Annotated in this window: 20 protein-coding genes; all 20 read left to right on the top strand. The window is 41.5% G+C overall.

Annotation, left to right across the window (positions count from 1 at the left end; all coding sequences use genetic code 11):
• Window positions 1–62 precede the first annotated feature (62 nt).
• The 20 genes from rimP (at window position 63) to HNQ41_RS00760 (ending at window position 19,519) form a co-directional block, all read left to right on the top strand.
• Window positions 63–533, top strand: a complete 471-nt coding sequence (rimP, locus tag HNQ41_RS00855; protein ID WP_184662518.1) for a ribosome maturation factor RimP — start codon at window positions 63–65, stop codon at window positions 531–533.
• 21 nt (window positions 534–554) lie between these two features.
• Window positions 555–1,796, top strand: a complete 1,242-nt coding sequence (gene nusA / locus HNQ41_RS00850) for a transcription termination factor NusA (protein WP_343043303.1) — start codon at window positions 555–557, stop codon at window positions 1,794–1,796.
• Between the two features lie 15 nt (window positions 1,797–1,811).
• Window positions 1,812–2,096 carry an RNase P modulator RnpM gene (rnpM, locus tag HNQ41_RS00845; protein ID WP_184662517.1) on the top strand — a complete coding sequence of 95 codons (285 nt, stop codon included), beginning with the start codon at window positions 1,812–1,814 and terminating at the stop codon, window positions 2,094–2,096.
• Window positions 2,093–2,401 (top strand): L7Ae/L30e/S12e/Gadd45 family ribosomal protein, encoded by a 309-nt coding sequence (locus HNQ41_RS00840; protein ID WP_184662516.1) that lies wholly within the window; start codon window positions 2,093–2,095, stop codon window positions 2,399–2,401. Before rnpM ends, HNQ41_RS00840 begins: the two co-directional genes overlap by 4 nt.
• Window positions 2,402–2,474: 73 nt before the next feature.
• Complete coding sequence (gene infB, locus HNQ41_RS00835) at window positions 2,475–4,619, top strand: translation initiation factor IF-2 (RefSeq protein WP_184662515.1); 2,145 nt, start codon at window positions 2,475–2,477, stop codon at window positions 4,617–4,619.
• Window positions 4,616–4,894 (top strand): DUF503 family protein, encoded by a 279-nt coding sequence (locus tag HNQ41_RS00830; protein WP_184662514.1) that lies wholly within the window; start codon window positions 4,616–4,618, stop codon window positions 4,892–4,894. The genes infB and HNQ41_RS00830 overlap by 4 nt, the downstream gene beginning before the upstream one ends.
• Before the next feature lie 36 nt (window positions 4,895–4,930).
• On the top strand, window positions 4,931–5,275 hold the full coding sequence (gene rbfA, locus HNQ41_RS00825) for a 30S ribosome-binding factor RbfA (protein ID WP_343043302.1): 345 nt from the start codon (window positions 4,931–4,933) through the stop codon (window positions 5,273–5,275).
• A gap of 100 nt (window positions 5,276–5,375) precedes the next feature.
• On the top strand, window positions 5,376–6,287 hold the full coding sequence (gene truB / locus HNQ41_RS00820) for a tRNA pseudouridine(55) synthase TruB (RefSeq protein WP_425506940.1): 912 nt from the start codon (window positions 5,376–5,378) through the stop codon (window positions 6,285–6,287).
• A gap of 37 nt (window positions 6,288–6,324) precedes the next feature.
• Window positions 6,325–7,266 (top strand): bifunctional riboflavin kinase/FAD synthetase, encoded by a 942-nt coding sequence (gene ribF, locus HNQ41_RS00815; RefSeq protein WP_184662511.1) that lies wholly within the window; start codon window positions 6,325–6,327, stop codon window positions 7,264–7,266.
• 132 nt (window positions 7,267–7,398) lie between these two features.
• Complete coding sequence (rpsO, locus tag HNQ41_RS00810) at window positions 7,399–7,668, top strand: 30S ribosomal protein S15 (RefSeq protein WP_184662510.1); 270 nt, start codon at window positions 7,399–7,401, stop codon at window positions 7,666–7,668.
• A gap of 148 nt (window positions 7,669–7,816) precedes the next feature.
• Complete coding sequence (locus HNQ41_RS00805) at window positions 7,817–9,958, top strand: polyribonucleotide nucleotidyltransferase (protein WP_184662509.1); 2,142 nt, start codon at window positions 7,817–7,819, stop codon at window positions 9,956–9,958.
• Window positions 9,959–10,081: 123 nt separating this feature from the next.
• A complete protein-coding gene (locus HNQ41_RS00800; protein WP_184662508.1) occupies window positions 10,082–11,065 on the top strand; it encodes a polysaccharide deacetylase family protein in 984 nt (327 codons plus the stop codon).
• 11 nt (window positions 11,066–11,076) lie between these two features.
• Window positions 11,077–12,315: a M16 family metallopeptidase gene (locus tag HNQ41_RS00795; RefSeq protein WP_184662507.1), complete on the top strand. Its 1,239-nt coding sequence runs from the start codon at window positions 11,077–11,079 to the stop codon at window positions 12,313–12,315.
• 75 nt (window positions 12,316–12,390) lie between these two features.
• Window positions 12,391–12,621 (top strand): YlmC/YmxH family sporulation protein, encoded by a 231-nt coding sequence (locus tag HNQ41_RS00790; protein ID WP_184662506.1) that lies wholly within the window; start codon window positions 12,391–12,393, stop codon window positions 12,619–12,621.
• A 241-nt stretch (window positions 12,622–12,862) separates the two neighbouring features.
• Window positions 12,863–13,747 (top strand): dipicolinic acid synthetase subunit A, encoded by an 885-nt coding sequence (gene dpaA, locus HNQ41_RS00785; protein ID WP_246421444.1) that lies wholly within the window; start codon window positions 12,863–12,865, stop codon window positions 13,745–13,747.
• Between the two features lie 16 nt (window positions 13,748–13,763).
• The gene (locus HNQ41_RS00780) at window positions 13,764–14,357 is read left to right on the top strand and encodes a dipicolinate synthase subunit B (RefSeq protein ID WP_184662505.1); all 594 of its coding nucleotides are present in this window, start codon (window positions 13,764–13,766) and stop codon (window positions 14,355–14,357) included.
• Between the two features lie 162 nt (window positions 14,358–14,519).
• Complete coding sequence (locus HNQ41_RS00775) at window positions 14,520–15,563, top strand: aspartate-semialdehyde dehydrogenase (protein WP_184662504.1); 1,044 nt, start codon at window positions 14,520–14,522, stop codon at window positions 15,561–15,563.
• A 25-nt stretch (window positions 15,564–15,588) separates the two neighbouring features.
• Window positions 15,589–16,803: an aspartate kinase gene (gene dapG / locus HNQ41_RS00770; RefSeq protein WP_184662503.1), complete on the top strand. Its 1,215-nt coding sequence runs from the start codon at window positions 15,589–15,591 to the stop codon at window positions 16,801–16,803.
• Between the two features lie 27 nt (window positions 16,804–16,830).
• Window positions 16,831–17,703, top strand: coding sequence for a 4-hydroxy-tetrahydrodipicolinate synthase (gene dapA / locus HNQ41_RS00765; RefSeq protein ID WP_184662502.1), 873 nt, complete (start codon window positions 16,831–16,833; stop codon window positions 17,701–17,703).
• Window positions 17,704–17,848: 145 nt separating this feature from the next.
• Window positions 17,849–19,519: a ribonuclease J gene (locus tag HNQ41_RS00760; RefSeq protein WP_184662501.1), complete on the top strand. Its 1,671-nt coding sequence runs from the start codon at window positions 17,849–17,851 to the stop codon at window positions 19,517–19,519.
• Window positions 19,520–19,691 lie beyond the last annotated feature (172 nt).

Below are 19,691 nucleotides of genomic sequence, written 5' to 3'. Positions count from 1 at the left end.
AATGTTGTTGTTCAAATAGCAATAGCTCTGCAAGATCTTGCTGCATTCAAAGGAGGATTGACATGGGCAAAAATATTACTGCATTAGTTGAAGAGATCGCTCAGCCAATCGTTGAAGATATGGGCATGGAAATCGTGGAAGTTAAATATCAAAAAGAGGGAAAAAATTGGTTTCTACGTGTATATATTGACCGCGAAGGCGGCGTTGACCTCGATGATTGTACAGCTGTTAGTGAACGTTTAAGTGAAGAGTTAGATAAAAAAGACCCGATCGAGGGCGCTTATTTTCTTGAAGTGTCTTCACCAGGTGCGGAACGTCCGCTAAAAAAGGAAACAGATGTTGAAAAAGCGGTTGGGAAAAACGTCTACATAACGACGTATGCTCCTGTTGAAGGAGAAAAAGTATTCGAAGGAACGTTAAACTCCTTCGATGGGACGACGTTAACGGTTGAAATGAAACAAAAGCAACGTGTAAAGCAAGTGGAAATCCCTTACGATCAAGTTGCTTCTGCCCGTTTAGCGGTTGTTTTTTAATTTGAAAGGGGGAAACTTAAAGTGAATAGTGAATTCATAGATGCGTTAGAAACGCTTGAAAAGGATAAAGGGATCGATAAAGAACTCATCCTTGAAGCGATTGAAGCAGCGCTCATTTCAGGCTATAAACGAAACTTTAATCAAGCGCAAAACGTTCGTGTAACGATTGATCGAAAGACCGGAGATATTCGTGTGTTAGCTCGAAAAGAAGTTGTCGAAGAAGTTTTTGACGACCGTCTAGAAATTTCTCTTGACGCAGCTAAGGGCATCAGTCCTGAATATGACGTTGATGATATCGTTGAAATTGAAGTGACACCGAAAGACTTCGGACGCATTGCAGCTCAAACGGCGAAGCAAGTCGTCACACAACGCGTTCGTGAAGCAGAAAGAGGCATTATTTATTCAGAGTTCATCGAGCGTGAAGAAGACGTTATTACAGGTATTGTTCAACGACAAGACCATCGTTTTATTTACGTTGATCTCGGTCGTGTTGAGGCATTAATGCCTGTTGGTGAGCAAATGCCAAATGAATCATATAAGCACAATGATCGTATTAAAGCTTTTATAACAAAAGTTGAAAAAACAACAAAAGGTCCACAAATTATGATCTCAAGAACACATCCTGGTCTTTTAAAGCGATTGTTTGAATTAGAAGTACCTGAGATTTATGATGGAACTGTCGAAGTTCGGTCCGTATCAAGAGAAGCAGGGGACCGCTCAAAAATCGCGGTTTATGCAGAAGACCCAGAGGTGGATCCTGTCGGGTCTTGTGTTGGACCTAAAGGTCAGCGTGTGCAAACGATCGTCGATGAATTAAAAGGCGAAAAAATCGATATCGTCAACTGGTCAGAAGACCCGAAAGTTTACGTTTCAAATTCATTGAGCCCATCGAAAGTGTTACAAGTAACAGTTGATGAAGAAGAACAGATGACACAAGTGATCGTACCTGATCACCAGTTATCATTAGCGATCGGTAAACGCGGACAAAATGCTCGTTTAGCAGCAAAACTTACAGGATGGAAGATTGATATAAAGAGTCAATCTGAAGCTGAAGAGTTAGGCATTTATGATCCTAATGCGCCAGTAGAAACTGCTGAAGTAAGCGAACGACCAGAAATTGAGTTCGAAGAAGAAACTGAATTTCTCTTTGAAGATGAAGGTGAAGAAATCAACGATACCGAAGATGTCGAAGAATGGTTAACAGGGGACCTTGACGGAGACTTCGGAGATGAATCACCTGAAGAAGACAATGAGGAATCGTAAAAGAGGTGATAGACGATGAAAAAAAAGAAGACCCCCCTTCGTAAATGCGTCGTCACTCAAGAAATGAAAGATAAGCGATCATTAATTCGTGTCGTGAGAACACCGGAAAAAGAAGTGGTTGTCGACCGTACCTCCAAAAAATCCGGAAGAGGTGCGTATGTAACTGCCTCGCTCGAAGTCATTGATGAAGCGGAGAAAAAGAACGTCCTTTCAAGACATTTGAATGTAATGGTTCCAGCCAACATTTATGAAGAACTTCGTCAAATTGTGCGAGAACAAAGTGAGGGGACATCGTCATGAGTGCTCCTTGGCTTAACCTTCTCGGACTTGCTTTTCGCGCAGGCAAAGTTGTCTCTGGGGAAGAACTTGTACGGGCAGCTTTATCGAAGGGAAATGTACATTGTATCGTGCTAGCAGGTGATGCATCTGAGGCGACGAAGACAAAAATGAAACAAAAAGGCTACTCCTATAACGTGCCCGTTTTTATTACCGATGACCGACAAACATTAGGGCATGCCATTGGTAAACATGAACGTGTCGTAATTGGCATTCAAGACGTCGGGTTTGCTAAGAAACTCGAGGCCATGTTTGACAGGAATAGCTAGTTTTCGGAGAAGACTAACTCTACGAACACGAGAGTTAAGCTCTCTGACACTACGGAACATGGGAGGTAAATATATGAGCAAAATGCGAATATACGAATATGCGAAAAATAAAAATTTGACGAGTAAACAGGTTTTATCAAAGCTAGAAGAATTAGGTGTATCCGTTTCAAATCACATGAGTGTGATTCAAGAGGATACAATGAAGAAGTTGGATCAATCGTTAGGGAATCGATCTTCAGACAAACAAGAACAAGGAACGAAAAAAGAAGGTCAACCATCCCAACAACAAAATTCCAACCAGCAATCGAATCAACAAAGTAAATCAAAACCTTCCCAAGGACAGCAAAACAAAAAAGATCAGTCGAAGGGGAAAAAGGTTGATAAAAATAAAAAAGGTCGCGGTGGCGGAAATCGCCAGAATCAGGGACCACGTTCGCAAAATAAACGAGACAATGCTAATCAAATGCCAAGTAAAATTACTTATACAGCACCGATCTCTGTCGGTGAATTTGCTGAGAAATTAAACAAAGAACCTTCTGAAATTATTAAAAAGTTAATGTTTCTCGGTGTCATGGCAACGATCAACCAAGAACTAGATAAAGATACCATTGAACTTCTCGTTGACGATTATGGTATCGAAGCTGAAGAAGAAGTTGTTGTTGACGAAACGGATCTTTCTGTTCACATTGAAAAAGACGATCCAGCAAAACTTACAGAACGTCCACCAGTTGTAACGATCATGGGTCACGTTGACCACGGTAAAACGACGCTCTTAGACAGTATTCGTCATACGAAAGTAACTGCAGGTGAAGCGGGCGGTATTACACAACATATCGGTGCTTATCAAGTTGAAGAAAGTGGCCAAAAGATCACGTTCTTAGATACACCAGGTCACGCAGCCTTTACAACGATGCGTGCACGCGGTGCACAAGTAACAGATATCACGATTCTTGTTGTTGCAGCGGATGACGGTGTGATGCCACAGACGGTTGAAGCGATTAACCACGCCAAAGCTGCAGAAGTCCCAATTATCGTCGCTGTTAACAAAACAGATAAAGAAGGGGCAAATCCAGACCGTGTTATGCAAGAGTTAACAGAGCATGGCCTCGTTGCAGAAGCATGGGGTGGAGATACGATTTTCGTTAACGTATCTGCATTACAAGCTAAAGGCATTGACGAATTATTAGAAATGATTCTTCTTGTCGCAGAAGTGGAAGAACTGAAAGCATCTGCTGACAAAGTCGCGTACGGTACCGTTGTTGAGGCAGAGCTTGATAAAGGTCGCGGCCCTGTTGCAACTTTACTCGTTCAAGAAGGAACGTTAGAAGTAGGTGATCCACTCGTCGTTGGTCATACGCACGGCCGTGTTCGAGCGATGGTCAATGATATTGGTCGCCGTGTGAAAACAGCAGGTCCATCAACACCTGTAGAGATTACTGGTTTGAATAGTGTCCCTTCAGCTGGTGATCCATTTATCGTATTTAAAGATGAGAAGAAAGCGCGTCAGATCGGAGAAGCACGTGCAACACAACATCGTGAAGCAGAACGAAAAGAAACTTCACGTGTCAGCCTTGACGATTTGTTTGAACAAATCCAACAAGGGGATATTAAAGAAATCAACGTCATTATTAAAGCTGACGTTCAAGGATCTGTCGAAGCATTACGTGGTTCATTAGAAAAAATCGAGGTTGAAGGTGTGAAAGTCAACATCATTCATGCTGGTGCTGGTGCGATTGCTGAATCTGATATTATTTTAGCGAGTGCATCCAATGCGATTATCATCGGGTTCAATGTGCGACCAGATGCAAATGCTAACCGTGTAGCTGAATCTGAGAAAGTTGATGTTCGTCTTCACCGCGTCATTTACGATGCAATTGAAGAAATCGAGTCAGCAATGAAAGGTATGCTCGACCCTGTATATCAAGAAAAAGTGATCGGCCAGGCTGAAGTGCGTCAAACATTTAAAGTTTCCCGTATCGGAACAATTGCTGGTAGCTATCTTACAGATGGTTATATTACGCGTGATTCTTCGATCCGTTTAATTCGTGATGGTGTCGTTCAGTTTGACGGAGGTATCAGTCACCTAAAACGTTATAAGGATGACGTGAAGGAAGTTCGTAAAGGATATGAATGTGGTATTACGCTTGAGAATTATAATGACATTAAAGAAGGCGACATTCTCGAAGCGTACATTATGGAGGAAATTAAACCGTCGTGATCGGTTCAGTAACCTTCGACATTTACATTTATGAATCTACGTCACTGAAACAAAAACGTGCTGTGCTCCAAAGAGTACTCACGCGTATCAAACAACGATTTAATGTCTCGGTGGCTGAAACGTCACATCAAAACCTTTGGCAGCGATCGGAACTCACGATTGTCGGTGTTAATTCCGATCGCGTTGCTTGCGAAAAGGAATTACAAAGAGTGTTAACATTTATAGACTCTTTTCCTGAGGTTGAGCGCACCGAAACAGTTTGGGAATGGCTTTAAATGTTTTGAAGGCGTAGTATGAGGAGGTGTCAATACGTGAGCAACGTGAGACCTAATCGAGTAGGTGAGCAAATAAAAAAAGAGCTCTCCGACATTATACAACGAGAAATGAAAGATCCTCGAATCGGATTTGTCACTGTCACAGCTGTTGACGTTACGGGTGATTTACAACAAGCGACTGCATATGTGACTGTGTATGGAGATGACGAACAAAAAGACGAAACGATGAAACGTTTAACAAAGGCGAAAGGATTTTTACGTTCTGAAGTTGGCAAACGAATCCAACTGCGAAAAATCCCTGAATTAGAGTTCACCTTTGATGAATCGATTGAGAGAGGAAACCGTATTGAGGAACTGCTTAGAGACCTCAATAAAGAGTAATTGACGGTTTAAGGATAGATGCCCGCGTCTATCCTTTTCTTTATGATATTTAAAAAGGCTGTTTTTTTTAAAGCGGAAAGGGGATGGATTGATGGGAAATATATCTGGTGTAATTCCGTTTTGGAAACAACGTGGTGAAACATCATTCGATTGTGTCAAGCAAATACGTGAACGGTATGGAACAAAAAAAGTCGGACACACCGGCACGCTTGACCCCGAAGTAGATGGGGTGCTTCCAATCTGCTTAGGGACCGCGACAAAACTCGTTGAATATTTGACCGAGTATCATAAGACGTATGAAGGAGAAGTAACGATAGGTCGTTCGACAACAACCGAAGATGCAACTGGTGAAGTAGTCGCTGAAAAACGTATCGAAGCATCGATTTCAGAAGCTGAAATAGAAAAAGCTTGCGAACCGTTACGCGGAAGAATTAAACAAATTCCACCGTACTATTCAGCGGTCAAAGTAAAAGGCAAGCGTTTGTATGAATATGCAAGAGAAGGAATTGAAGTGGAGCGCCCTGAACGCGAAGTGACGATTTATTCGTTAACACTCACAGGTTCTCCTGACTTTGATGAAGAACGTAGCGAAATTCGTGTACCGTTTCGTGTAACGTGCAGTAAAGGAACGTACGTACGCACACTAGCTGTTGCGATTGGAGAAGCCTTAGGTTATCCAGCACATATGTCTCAATTGACGCGAACATCTGCAGGACCGTTTACTTCATCAGATTGTTGGACGATTGAGCAAATTGATGAACTGGTCAAAAACAATCAACAATTTAAAGCGATGGACCCGATTGAGAAGGCTATGCACGAGTGGCCATCATATACGATTGATGAAAAAACAGAAGCCTCTGTACGAAACGGCGCTGTCTTACCGATGTTAAAAAACGTAGACGAACAACAATTTGCTTTGTATAATCAACAAGGAAGCATTTTAGCAATTTATCAACAACATCCTAATAAGCGAGGCTTTATGAAGCCAGAGAAAATGCTATTAGGGTCATAAAGGTTGAACAACTCGAAAAAAAGTTGAGGTGTCATTTTTGGACGTCATCCACATTCATCACCCTCACAGATATGAGCGATCGTCATTTCCACCACAGGTGATCGCCCTCGGTTTTTTTGATGGGGTACATAATGGCCATCAAGCAGTGATTGAAAAAGCGGTTTCGATCGCAAAAGAAAAAAACATAGAAGTTGCTGTGATGACTTTTTACCCTCATCCAAAAGAAGTGTTACGTAAAGAAAACGAAAACATGACTTATTTAACACCACTTAATAAAAAGATCGCTGAGATTCGAAAACTTGGTGTAGATCGCATCTTTGTTGTTGAATTTACACAAATGTTTGCTGATCTAAACCCACAACAATTTGCAGATGATTACTTTATCGCTTTACATGCTGAACATGTCGTTGCTGGGTTTGATTTTACATATGGTCATTTAGGTAAAGGAACGATGGAGACGCTCCCTTTTCATTCACGTGAGATGTTTACACAAACGACTGTTGGAAAAGTAAATAACCATGGAGAAAAAATTAGTTCTACAAGAATTCGTGGTTTACTTTCGAATGGTGATGTTGAACAGGCATGTCATCTATTAGGTCGGCCGTATTCAATTGAAGGAGAAGTCGTAGATGGTGAAAAGCGAGGCAGAACGATTGGTTTCCCAACAGCCAATGTGTCTTTAACAGATCGATTTCAAACACCGCACACAGGCGTATATGCTGTTCAAATGGCGGTTGAAGGAGCCTTGTATAATGGGGTATGTAACGTCGGCTATAAGCCGACGTTCAATAACGAAAAAATAAATGTACCAACAATTGAAGTTCACTTATTTGATTTCCATGGCGATCTTTATGGGAAAACAGTGGAAGTATTTTGGCATTCGCGCTTACGAGGGGAAGTTGCTTTTTCATCTGTGAATGAATTAATTGAGCAAATAAACAAGGACAAACAACGAGGAATTGAATTTTTTTCGCGTTGATGTTGGACTAGCCCTTGAAATCTGCGATAAAAACGTGTATTCTAAAATATGCATTAGAACCTTTGCTTGGCGGAGCGAGTCACCGACGTCCGCTCAGTGATAGGGGATTTACAAAAAAGGAGGTGAAATAGGATGGCCTTAACTCAAGAACGTAAAAACCAAATCATCGAGGATTTTAAAACCCACGAGAATGACACAGGTTCTCCTGAGGTTCAAATTGCTATCCTTACTGAACAAATTACGGTATTGAACCAACACTTGCGTGACCATAAACAAGATCACCACTCTCGTCGTGGTCTACTTAAGATGGTTGGACAACGTCGTAACTTGCTTACGTATTTACGTAAAAAAGACGTATCTCGTTACCGTCAACTCGTTGACAAACTTGGTTTACGTCGATAAAACAAAAAGCGGGCATTGCCCGCTTTTTTATTGTTGAAAATTTTGCTACAATAGAAAAGATCAATTTTTTCTTATTCATTCGTTTGTGTACATAGGAAATGGTTAAACTAATACAAAGCAATTTTGAGCACGAGAGGAGTACTCGTAAATGAAAGAACAAAAAAAGCAAACGTTTTCAATGGACTGGGCTGGTCGAACGTTAACGTTCGAAACAGGTGAACTGGCAAAGCAAGCAAATGGTGCCGTTCTCGTTCGTTATGGTGATACAACAGTCCTTTGTACAGCAACCGCTTCTAAAGAACCGAAAGACATACCATTCTTTCCACTAACCGTAAATTATGAAGAAAGATTATATGCCGCTGGAAAAATTCCAGGTGGTTTTATTAAGCGTGAAGGGCGTCCGAGTGAAAATGCCGTTCTTACAAGTCGATTAATCGACCGTCCAATTCGTCCGCTTTTTCCGGACGGATTTAGAAATGATGTACAAGTGATCAGCATGGTGATGAGTAATGATCAAGATTGTTCACCAGAAATGGCGGCAATGATTGGATCGTCACTTGCATTGTCGATCTCAGATATTCCATTTGGAGGTCCGATTGCTGGTGTAACAATTGGTCGCGTAGACGGAGAGTTCGTGATCAATCCAACAACAGAACTTATGGAGAAAAGTGACATTAACCTTGTTGTTGCAGGTACAAAAGATGCGATTAACATGGTTGAAGCTGGTGCAAATGAAGTGACAGAGGAAGTCATGCTTGAAGCGATTATGTTTGGTCACGAAGAGATCAAGCGCTTGATCGCATTCCAAGAGGAAGTGATTGCTGCTGTAGCCGTTGAAAAAATGGATGTCAAATTGAAAGAGATTGACCCAGAACTTGAACAAGAAGTTCGTGGGAAAGTCGAGAGCGATTTAAGTGAAGCGGCAAAAGTGACAGAAAAACATGCTCGTGAAGATGCGATTGATGAATTGAAAAATCAACTCGTCGCAGAATATGAAGAAGCAGAAGAAGATCGAACAGAAGAAGTCAAAGAAATTTTTGACAAACTGTTGAAAGAACAAGTTCGTCGTTCGATTACAAAAGATAATATTCGTCCAGACGGCCGTCAAGTTGATGCGATCCGCGGACTTTCCTCAAGTATCGATTTACTACCGCGAACGCACGGTTCTGGTTTGTTTACAAGAGGACAAACGCAGGCATTGAGCGTATGTACACTTGGCGCTTTAGGAGATGTACAAATTTTGGACGGGCTTGGTATTGAAGAATCAAAACGCTTCATGCACCATTACAACTTCCCATCCTTCAGTGTTGGTGAGACAGGACCAATCCGCGGACCTGGCCGTCGTGAAATTGGCCACGGTGCATTAGGGGAGCGTGCACTTGAGAAAGTGATTCCGTCAGAAACGGAATTCCCATACACGATCCGTCTCGTATCAGAAGTGCTTGAATCAAATGGTTCCACATCGCAAGCAAGTATTTGTGCAAGTACATTAGCAATGATGGCGGCCGGTGTACCAATTAAAGCGCCAGTTGCTGGTATCGCTATGGGTCTTGTTAAAGATGGAGACGACATGACCGTATTAACAGATATCCAAGGTATGGAAGATGCGCTCGGTGATATGGACTTCAAAGTAGCAGGTACAAAACAAGGTGTCACGGCGCTACAGATGGATATTAAGATTGAAGGGATCAATCGAGACGTTCTCGTTCGTGCCTTAGAGCAAGCTCGCGAAGGAAGAATGAAGATTCTAGAAAATATGGAATCAGCCATCGGTTCCCCACGTAACGAATTGTCTGAACATGCACCGAAAATTTTAACAATGTCGATTAACCCAGATAAAATCCGTGATGTAATTGGTCCAAGCGGGAAAACGATTAATCAAATTATTGAAGACACGGGTGTGAAAATTGACATTGAACAAGACGGAAGTATTTTCATCTCTTCTTCTGATGAACAAATGAATCAGCAAGCGAAGAAATTGATCGAAGATTTAATTCGTGAAGTTGAAGTTGGTGAGACGTACGTCGGTAAAGTAAAACGCGTTGAGAAATTTGGTGCTTTTGTAGAGTTATTTAAAGGAAAAGATGGGCTCGTTCACATTTCTCAATTATCCAACGAACGTGTTGGAAAAGTTGAAGACGTAGTGAACGTTGGAGATGAGTTAAAAGTAAAAGTTACGGAAATTGACTCTCAAGGCCGCGTGAACCTATCACATAAAGCGACCTTAGAAGAAGGCGAAGAACCAAAGCCAAAAAAAGCTGAGGAAAACAAAACAACTGAATCTAAGTAGGTGAAGGAGACTGGAGGTGCAAGCCAGTCTCTTTTTATATCGGATGGATATAACAGAATGATCTAACCTCGTTCTAGGTGATTTTTTTCATGCATATGGATGTATGGACAGGAGGGACGAGGGATGGTTAAAAAAAGTGTTATTCAAATATCAACGTTTTTGTTTATTTTAGTGCTATCGTTATCTAGTGTCAAAAATCCAATCACCTCAAGCTACCTTCATGACTTAACAGATGAAGCGACGATGACAATGCAAGCCGAGGATCCCCTTTATCAAGAAATTTTAGAGTACAGAGACGATTATGAAGAAGATCCAATCGATGCAAGAGTTGATAAAGTGTGGAAAGCTGTCCCTGGGTATAATGGTTTGCAAGTAGATGTCACTTCATCATTTGAACAAATGAAGGAAGAAGGACAATTTGATGAGCGCAGGCTCGTTTATGACCAAATATCACCAGAAGTATCACTAGAAGACTTGCCTCCGTCTGCCATTTATCGCGGTAACGAAAATAAACCGATGGTGACGTTAATGGTCAATGTCGCTTGGGGAAATGAAGAACTTCCAGAGTTGTTGAAGGTGATGAATGAACAAGAAATCCGTTCAACGTTCTTCCTTGATGGCTCATGGGTGAAAAATCATCCAAAACTTGCTAAGATGATTGTTGAGGAAGGACATGAAATCGGAAACCATGCCTATTCTCATCCAGATATGCGTCATTTATCATCAGGACAAATCGCTGAAGAATTGGATAAAACGAATGAAGTAATCGAAGCGACGTTGGATGTCACACCAGACTGGTTTGCGCCACCGAGTGGTAGTTATCGAGATGAAGTTGTTAAACTTGCAGCAGACCGTAATATGGGAACAATGATGTGGAGCGTCGATACGATTGACTGGCGCAACCCAGCTCCAGAACAAATGACGAGAAAAGTGCTAGACAATGTGCATAATGGCGCGACGGTATTAATGCATCCAACCCAGTCGACAGCACGTGCCCTTGAGGATATCATTGATGGAATCAAAGACCAAGGATATCGTATCGGAACAGTTAGTGAACTAATGGACGAAAAACGTCTGCCAGTAACGAGAGATACAGATGAGAAATAGGAGGTCAAAGCTTGATACAACGTAGACAAACGGATAAAGGATTACGAATTGTATATGAAAAAAATGAAAGTGTGAGGTCTGTTTCCATTGGTATCTGGATTCGAACGGGTTCCCGATTTGAAACCGTTGAACAAAATGGGATCTCTCACTTCTTAGAGCACATGTTTTTTAAAGGAACAGAAAAGCGCTCAGCACAAGATATTGCAGAAGCATTTGACGCAATTGGAGGACAAGTCAATGCGTTTACTGCACAAGAATTCACATGCTTATATGCAAAGGTCATGGATTCACACGCTGAACAAGCGTTAGACATTCTAAGCGACATGTTTTTCGGTTCCAAATTTGATGAGGATGAATTAAACAAAGAAAAAGGGGTCGTTTTAGAAGAAATTAAAATGTATGAAGATACCCCTGACGATATTGTTCATGATTTATTAGGTGAAGCCATCTACCAAGATCACCCGCTTGGTTTTCCGATCTTAGGCACTGCTGAGACGTTAAAAACATTTGATGGAGATGCCCTGCGAAAGTATATGGACCAACATTACCATGCTGAGAATGTCGTCGTAAGTGTTGCAGGTAATGTGGATGAATCGTTTATTGATTTAACTGAATCATCTTTTTCAACAATCAAAAAAAGAAGCGAAACAGAACAGCATAAACAACCGCAGTTTTTTAACGGACAAATTGTCCGAAAGAAAGATATCGAGCAAGCACACCTTTGTCTTGGGTTTAATGGTGTAGCTGTCGATGAAAAAGATATATACGGGACAGTGCTCATTAATAATGTCCTAGGTGGAAGTATGAGTAGCCGTCTCTTCCAAGAAGTACGTGAAAAACGAGGACTAGCCTATTCGGTCTTTTCTTACCATTCAGCATTCTTAGATTCAGGAATGATGACTGTCTATGCAGGTACTGACCCATCTCAATTAGACGAGGTATCTGACATTATGATGACGACGATTGCATCCATTCGTGATCAAGGCTTAACGGATAAAGAACTCACGAATGCAAAGGAACAATTAAAAGGTAATTTGATGCTAGGCTTAGAAAGCACAAGCAGCAGAATGAACAGAAACGGTAAGAATGAATTACTCGTTGGTAGACATAAAACATTAGATGAGCTTGTCAAAGATATCGAGAATGTTACAGCTGCTGATATTAAACGGATAAGTGAACGCTTATTCGATCATTCTTGTGCCGTTTCACTTATTAGTGCCAATGGTGAAGTACCTAAAATTTTAAACTAACTTCCTTCTGTTCAAGGTCTAACATCGAGATATCCCCCATAAAGTGAATTAAGAGTTCGTCTAAGGGGGAGAAATATGAGACTAAGTGAGATTAGTAGCAAGGAAATTATCGATTTTGAAAAAGGAGAGCGGTTAGGCGTTCTCGGACAAACCGATCTCGTCATCGATGAGGAAACAGGCGAAATTGAAGCGTTCGTCGTTCCGACAATGAAGTGGTTTGGATTAGGAAAACGAGACAAACAGGTGACATTTTATTGGAATCAAATTAAAAAAATCGGTGCTGATATGATCATTATCGAAGTATGATCATTTAAGGTCTAACCTACACAAAACTTCTCGTCCATATCCGTTAGGGTATGTTTACACTTGTAGAAGTTTTTGTGAAAAGGTTAGACCTTTTCTTTTTTTGCTCTTCTCTAAAAGGTCCTTTTTTATTTTTGACAAGCTAAGGCGACACGCCTATAAAGATTCTTACATAGACTATCGTGAAATAACCATTCCAATAACCCATCCCCTTAAAAAAATATCTTGAAAGGGGAGAAAACGATTGCTTAACAATATGAACGTTGTAATTATCGGTGGTGATGCGCGACAGCTAGAAGTAATCGACACATTGTCGGAGCGGGGTGTTCAACTTTCTTTAATCGGTTTCGACCAGATTGAAGAACCATTTGCCGGTGTTGAAAATCATACGTTTTCTTCCATTCATCCTGCAGACGTTGATGCCGTGATTTTGCCAGTCAGTGGAATTGCTGCTGATGGAAAAGTTGAATCGCGTTTTTCAAGTGAGTATGTTTACTTTGATGAACACTGGTTTATGAACACGAAACCGTCTTGCACACTGTATTCTGGGATTAAAACGAACCAAATCGAAAAACTTATCCAGAAATCAGAGAAACGTTTTGTTGAACTACTTGGCCGTGATGACGTTGCTATTTACAATTCCGTTCCGACCGCTGAAGGGACCGTTATGACCGCAATTCAGCATACGGATAAAACCATTCATAATAGTCATGTTTGTATATTTGGTCTCGGACGTGTAGGTACGACGGTCACTCGCCTTTTTCAAGGGATGGGAGCAAAAGTAACCGTCGTTGCACAAGAATCAGAGCGTCTTGCTCGGGGCTACGAAATGGGTGCAAATATTGTACCTCTGTCTTCGTTACAAGAAGAAAACTTAGAAGATATTGATATTGTCATAAACACGATTCCAAGTCCAGTTGTGACAGCAGAAACGATTAGTAAGCTATCCTCTCACGCTTTAATTATCGATTTAGCAGCCAACCCAGGGGGAACTGATTTTGACTATGCGAAAAAGGCTGGCATAAAAGCGAAGTTCGTTCCAGGGTTACCGGGCATTGTTGCTCCGAAAACGGCGGGGAAAATCATTGCCACCACGTTAGCAAAACTTTTACGAGAGCAGCATGAATAAGAAAGGAGAGGTTAGAATGACCCTAGAAGGAAAACATATAGGGTTTGGCTTAACCGGATCTCACTGCACGTACGAGGAAGTCGTCCCTCAAATAAAGGAGCTTGTCAATTTAGGGGCGAAAGTCACACCGATCGTTAGCCATACTGTGCAAACAACAGATACGAAATTTGGAACGAGTGAGAGTTGGGTTGAGGCGATTCAAGAGGCAACGCCTGAACCAATTATTGATTCGATTCCGAAAGCGGAGCCTTTGGGCCCGAAATATCCATTAGATTGTATGATCATTGCGCCCATGACAGGTAACTCAATTAGCAAGCTAGCAAACGCGATGACAGATTCACCAGTTCTAATGGCAACAAAAGCAACAATGAGAAATCAGTCTCCAATTGTTCTTGCAATTTCAACAAATGATGCGCTTGGCTTAAATGGAACGAATATTATGAGATTAATGTCAACAAAAAACATCTTTTTTGTTCCTCTCGGCCAGGACCATCCTTATAAGAAACCAAACTCGTTAGTTGCTGATATGACGCTGATTCCAGACACAATCGAAGCTGCATTAGAGCGTGAACAATTGCAACCTGTTTTACGAGAAAGATATAAAGGGTGATGAAAAATCCGGCGACAGTTGCTAAAATAGAATCAGCGTCGGTTCGATAGCTTTTTATGATAAACTAGTATCGTCGTTTCTTTAAACGGCCTTCATATCGAGCCAAAGCCGATATAGTAGAAACAAAAACAAATGATCTGCTAGAGAAAGGGGAACTGGAGTATGAACAACAAATTAGTCAATGTCGCTGTCGTCGGAGCGACTGGAGCCGTTGGAGAGCAAATGCTAGAGATCCTCGAAGAAAGGTCGTTTCCAGTAAACACGCTAAAGCTTCTTTCGTCAAAGCGTTCCGCGGGAAAAACGTTAACGTTTAAAGGGGAAGAGTACGTCGTGGAAGAAGCGACAGAAGACTCGTTCGAAGGAATTGATATTGCACTGTTTAGTGCAGGTGGTTCCGTATCGAAACGTTTTGCAGATGCTGCTGTGAAAAGTGGCGCTGTTGTCATTGATAATACAAGTGCTTTTAGAATGGATGAAAATGTCCCGCTTGTCGTTCCAGAAGTCAATGTCGATGATGTTTCTAAGCACAACGGAATCATTAGTAACCCAAATTGTTCAACGATTCAAATGGTCGCAGCGCTTGAACCACTTCGTGAAGCATTTGGATTAAATCGCGTCATTGTATCAACATACCAAGCTGTTAGTGGTGCAGGTGTTGAAGCAGTTGACGAAATGAATGAACAATCAAAAGATGTATTAGAAGGTCGAGACTTCGAAGCGAAAGTATTACCTGTATCTTCTGATGAAAAATATTATCAAATTGCTTTCAATGCTGTTCCGCAAATCGATAAATTTGAAGATAACGGATATACTTTTGAAGAATTGAAAATGATTAATGAGACGAAGAAAATCCTTCACGATGATCAACTACCTGTTGCTGCAACATGTGTTCGTTTACCCGTTGCAACTGGTCACTCAGAATCCGTTTATATTGAAGTAGACAAAGACGGCGTGACGGTCAATGAATTACGAGAGCAATTAGAAAAAGCACCAGGGATTACTGTAACTGATGATCCATCAAATCAAGTGTATCCAATGGCGACAGATGCAGCGGGCCAAGATGACATTTTCGTCGGTCGCATGAGAAAAGATCTTGATAATGAAAAAGGTTTTCATCTATGGGTCGTTGCGGATAACTTACGTAAAGGGGCCGCATTAAACTCCATTCAAATTGCTGAATCTTTGTTAAAAAAAGAATTGATTTAGATTATAAGGAATCATGAGGTGAACCATGAACGTCATTATACAAAAGTTTGGTGGAACATCATTAAAAGATGAAACGTCGAGAACGCGTGCTGCGGGTCATGTCCGAAGTGCTCTGAAAGAAGGTAGAAAAGTTGTCGTCGTCGTTTCGGCAATGGGGCGTTCAGGTGATCCGTATGCAACAGACACGTTACTTGAATTAATCGGCAGGAGATCGACGAGTGTATCAAGCCGTGAACAGGATTTACTAGCCTCGTGTGGTGAAGTAATTTCTTCTGTTTATTTTTCACAATTACTCAACGAACAAGGGATTTCAGCTACAGCCTTAACTGGAGCACAAGCAGGTTTTCGAACAACAGAAGATTACACCGATGCAAAAATCATTGATATGGACACAACGCAAATTAAAACTTGGTTAGAAAAGTACGACGTAGCGGTCATCACTGGTTTCCAAGGTGAGACACCAACTGGAACAGTGGCAACGCTAGGGCGTGGCGGAAGCGATACATCCGCTACCGCCTTAGGTGCCGCTTTACAAGCAGAGTATGTGGACATTTTTACAGATGTCGAGGGAGTTATGACAGCTGACCCTCGGATTGTTTCAAAAGCGAAACCACTTAATGAAGTCACTTACAACGAAATCAGCCATCTAGCTTATGAAGGGGCTAAAGTGATTCATCCGCGAGCCGTTGAAATTGCTATGCAAGCAAAAATTCCAATCCGTATTCGTTCAACGTTTAGCGAAGCAGAGGGTACACTAATCTCCGCAGGGTCTAATGGTCGGTTAGGCAGTGATGTTGAGGAGCGCGTCATTACAGGAATTGCCCACGTGAAAGGGGTTTCGCAAATAAAAGTGTTTGCAGAAGAAGGGGATTATACGCTACAATCACGAGTGTTTGAAGCCATGGCGCAAGAGAACATCTCTGTCGACTTAATAAATATTCATCCTCTTGGCGTTGCTTATACTGTTAAGGATGAGATGACCGATCGTGCGATTGAAGTATTGCAACAAAGAGGTTTAGAGCCATCTGTTTTGCGTAATTGTGCGAAAGTGTCCGCTGTAGGTGCTGGAATGACCGGTGTGCCTGGGGTCGCGTCGCAAATTGTTGAAGCACTTACTGACAGGAACATCAAAATTTTGCAATCTGCCGACTCTCATACGACAATTTGGGTACTTGTGAGTGAGGATGATATGGTCGAAGCGGTCAATGCTTTACATGAGCATTTTCTCGCAAAAGAATAAATTTTTATTGGTTAGGAGTGGAGCACAGTGAATTTTGGTCAAGTTGTCACAGCGATGGTGACACCGTTTGACAACAAACAAAACGTCGATTTGAATAAAACGACAACCTTGATTGAACATCTGATTCACAAAGGAAGCGATGCGATCGTCGTTTCCGGAACGACTGGTGAATCACCGACGTTAACAAAGGAGGAGAAGCTCACCCTCTTTGAACATTGCGTAAAGGTTGTCAACGGCCGTGTACCCGTCATTGCTGGAACCGGCTCCAATAACACGAGCGAATCAATCGCCTTGACAAAAGAAGCGGAAAAGCTTGGTGTCGACGCGATTATGCTCGTAACCCCATATTATAACAAACCGTCACAACGTATGCTTTATGAACATTTTAAGGTGATTGCTCAAGAAACGTCACTTCCTGTCATGCCTTACAATGTACCAGGTCGAACAGCTGTGAACATGCAAGCAGAAACGACAATAGCATTGTCAAAAATCGACAACATTGTTGCGGTTAAAGAGGCAAGCGGTAATTTAGAACAAATTACGAAAATTATTGCCGAGACGGATGCAGGATTTAAAGTCTACTCAGGTGACGATTCTTTAACTTTACCGATCGTTGCTGTAGGAGGAGACGGAATCGTCTCTGTATCCTCTCATATTATTGGTGAAGAGATGCAAGAGATGGTGACTGCTTATAAAAATGGAAACATTGTCGAAGCGGCTCGTATTCATCAGGAAATATTACCTGTGATACAAGGAATGTTTAGCGCTCCAAGCCCTTCTCCTGTGAAGGCGGCATTACAATTGATTGGCGTGGATGTTGGAAGTGTACGCCAACCAATACTTCCATTGACAGAAGAAGAGCTCGCTTACGTTTCCTCTCTTGTCAAACAAACCTCATAAAGGTGACTTCCCCCGCTACGTTGTCAGTAACGGGGGAATTTCTTTATTAAGATAACTTGTTTTCTAAACTTAAGTTGAGTTATACTACATACAAGTGAACGGTTCGGGCGTCTTTTCATTACTGAATATAGGAGGATATATACCATTGTCAAAGCTACCAACAACAGAAAAAATTCGTGTCTTTTCACTCGGCGGTGTAGGTGAGGTCGGAAAAAATATGTACGTCGTCGAAGTGGATAACGAAATGATCGTGGTCGATAGCGGGCTGATGTTCCCCGACGACGATATGCTAGGCGTAGATATCGTTATACCAGATATATCGTATCTCGTTGAAAATAAAGACCGCGTCAAAGGGATTGTGTTAACACATGGCCATGAAGACCACATGGGGGCAGTTCCCTATCTTATTAAGAAATTAAATGTTCCGGTTTACGGAACAAAGTTAACGTTGGCACTAGTAAAAGATTGGATGAAAGAATTGCAAATCAAACAACGTGTCAATTTTAAAGAGATCCACGCAAATTCAAAAGTGAAAATTGGCCAAGTTCGTGTATCTTTTTTCCATACAACGCACAGCATTCCAGATGCGATCGGTGTTTGCCTACATACATCACAAGGTGCGATTGTCCATACAGGAGACTTTAAATTCGATCAAAATCCGATCGACGGAAAACATACTGAGATCGGAAAATTAGCAAAGTTCGGTGAAAACGGTGTACTTTGTTTGTTATCGGACAGTACAAATGCTGAAATCCCAGGATCTAGTTTATCTGAATCAACGGTTGGTTTAGGTCTTCAAGAAGCATTTTATGAGGCAGAAGGACGAATTATCGTCGCTACGTTTGCTTCAAATATCCACCGTATTCAGCAAGTCATCAATGTGGCTAGTGATGAAGATCGTTACATTGCTGTTGTTGATGATAATATGCAGCGAATCGTAAAACTTGCAGCCAATTTAGGGTATTTAGAAGTTCCAGAAGGTTTAATTGTTGATGTGCGAAAGAAGGATAAAATCGCAGATGAAGATCTTGTTATTTTAACGGCAGGAAATCGCGGTGAACCGATGAGTGTACTTTCGCAAATGGCTAAAGGGATGCATAAGCAAGTCAAAATTAAAGCCGATGACAGGGTGATTATTTCATCTACGCCTGGTCCAGGGCAAGAGAAATCGTTGTCACAAACGATTGACTTGTTGTATCGTACAGGGGCTGAAGTTGTCTATAATCGTTCTGATGTACAAACATCTGGACATGGCTTTCAAGAAGATTTAAAACTCATGCTTAATTTATTGAAACCTAAGTATTTTATCCCTGTTCATGGAGAGTATCGCATGCAACATGCTCATGCTCATTTAGCTGAATCGTGCGGTGTTCATCGAGATCATATGTTCCTTTTAGACAAAGGAGAAACTGTAGAAATTAACGAAAAGGGTGCGAAACTTGCTGGAAAAGTTCCGTCTGGACATGTCTTAATTGACGGATTAGGCGTTGGCGATGTTGGAAACATCGTATTACGAGACCGTCGTCTTTTATCAAATGACGGGATTCTCGTTGTCGTTGTAACATTAAAGAGAAAGTCGAGTCAAATTATTTCAGGTCCTGATATTATCTCTCGAGGTTTTGTATACGTTCGTGAATCTGAAGAAATGATCGATGAGGCGCAATCGATGGTAAAAGAAACGCTTCAAAAGAACTTAGAAAACCAAGTCAATGAATGGTCAGAGTTGAAAAGCAGTGTCCGTGATGTATTAAGCCGTTACTTTTATGAAAAAACAAAACGACGCCCAATGATTTTACCGATCATTATGGAAGCGTAAGAGATCAGATCGCGCTTTCTGTTCACTTAGAAGAGGTCTACCTTCAAAAAGGTAGGCTTTTCTTTTATCACTACGCTTTTCGTCAGCGCCCCCTTTCCCTTTTCTAGTCGATCATGAATGAATGTTTGCACCTACACTCATACTACAAACAGTAAATATATCTATAGAAAGG

Source organism: Texcoconibacillus texcoconensis (genome assembly GCF_014202575.1).
In the GTDB taxonomy this organism is placed as follows: Bacteria; Bacillota; Bacilli; order Bacillales; family Salisediminibacteriaceae; genus Texcoconibacillus; species Texcoconibacillus texcoconensis.
The sequence above is the reverse complement of the archived record's forward strand: the minus strand, read 5'-3'. Positions and strand labels throughout refer to the sequence as shown.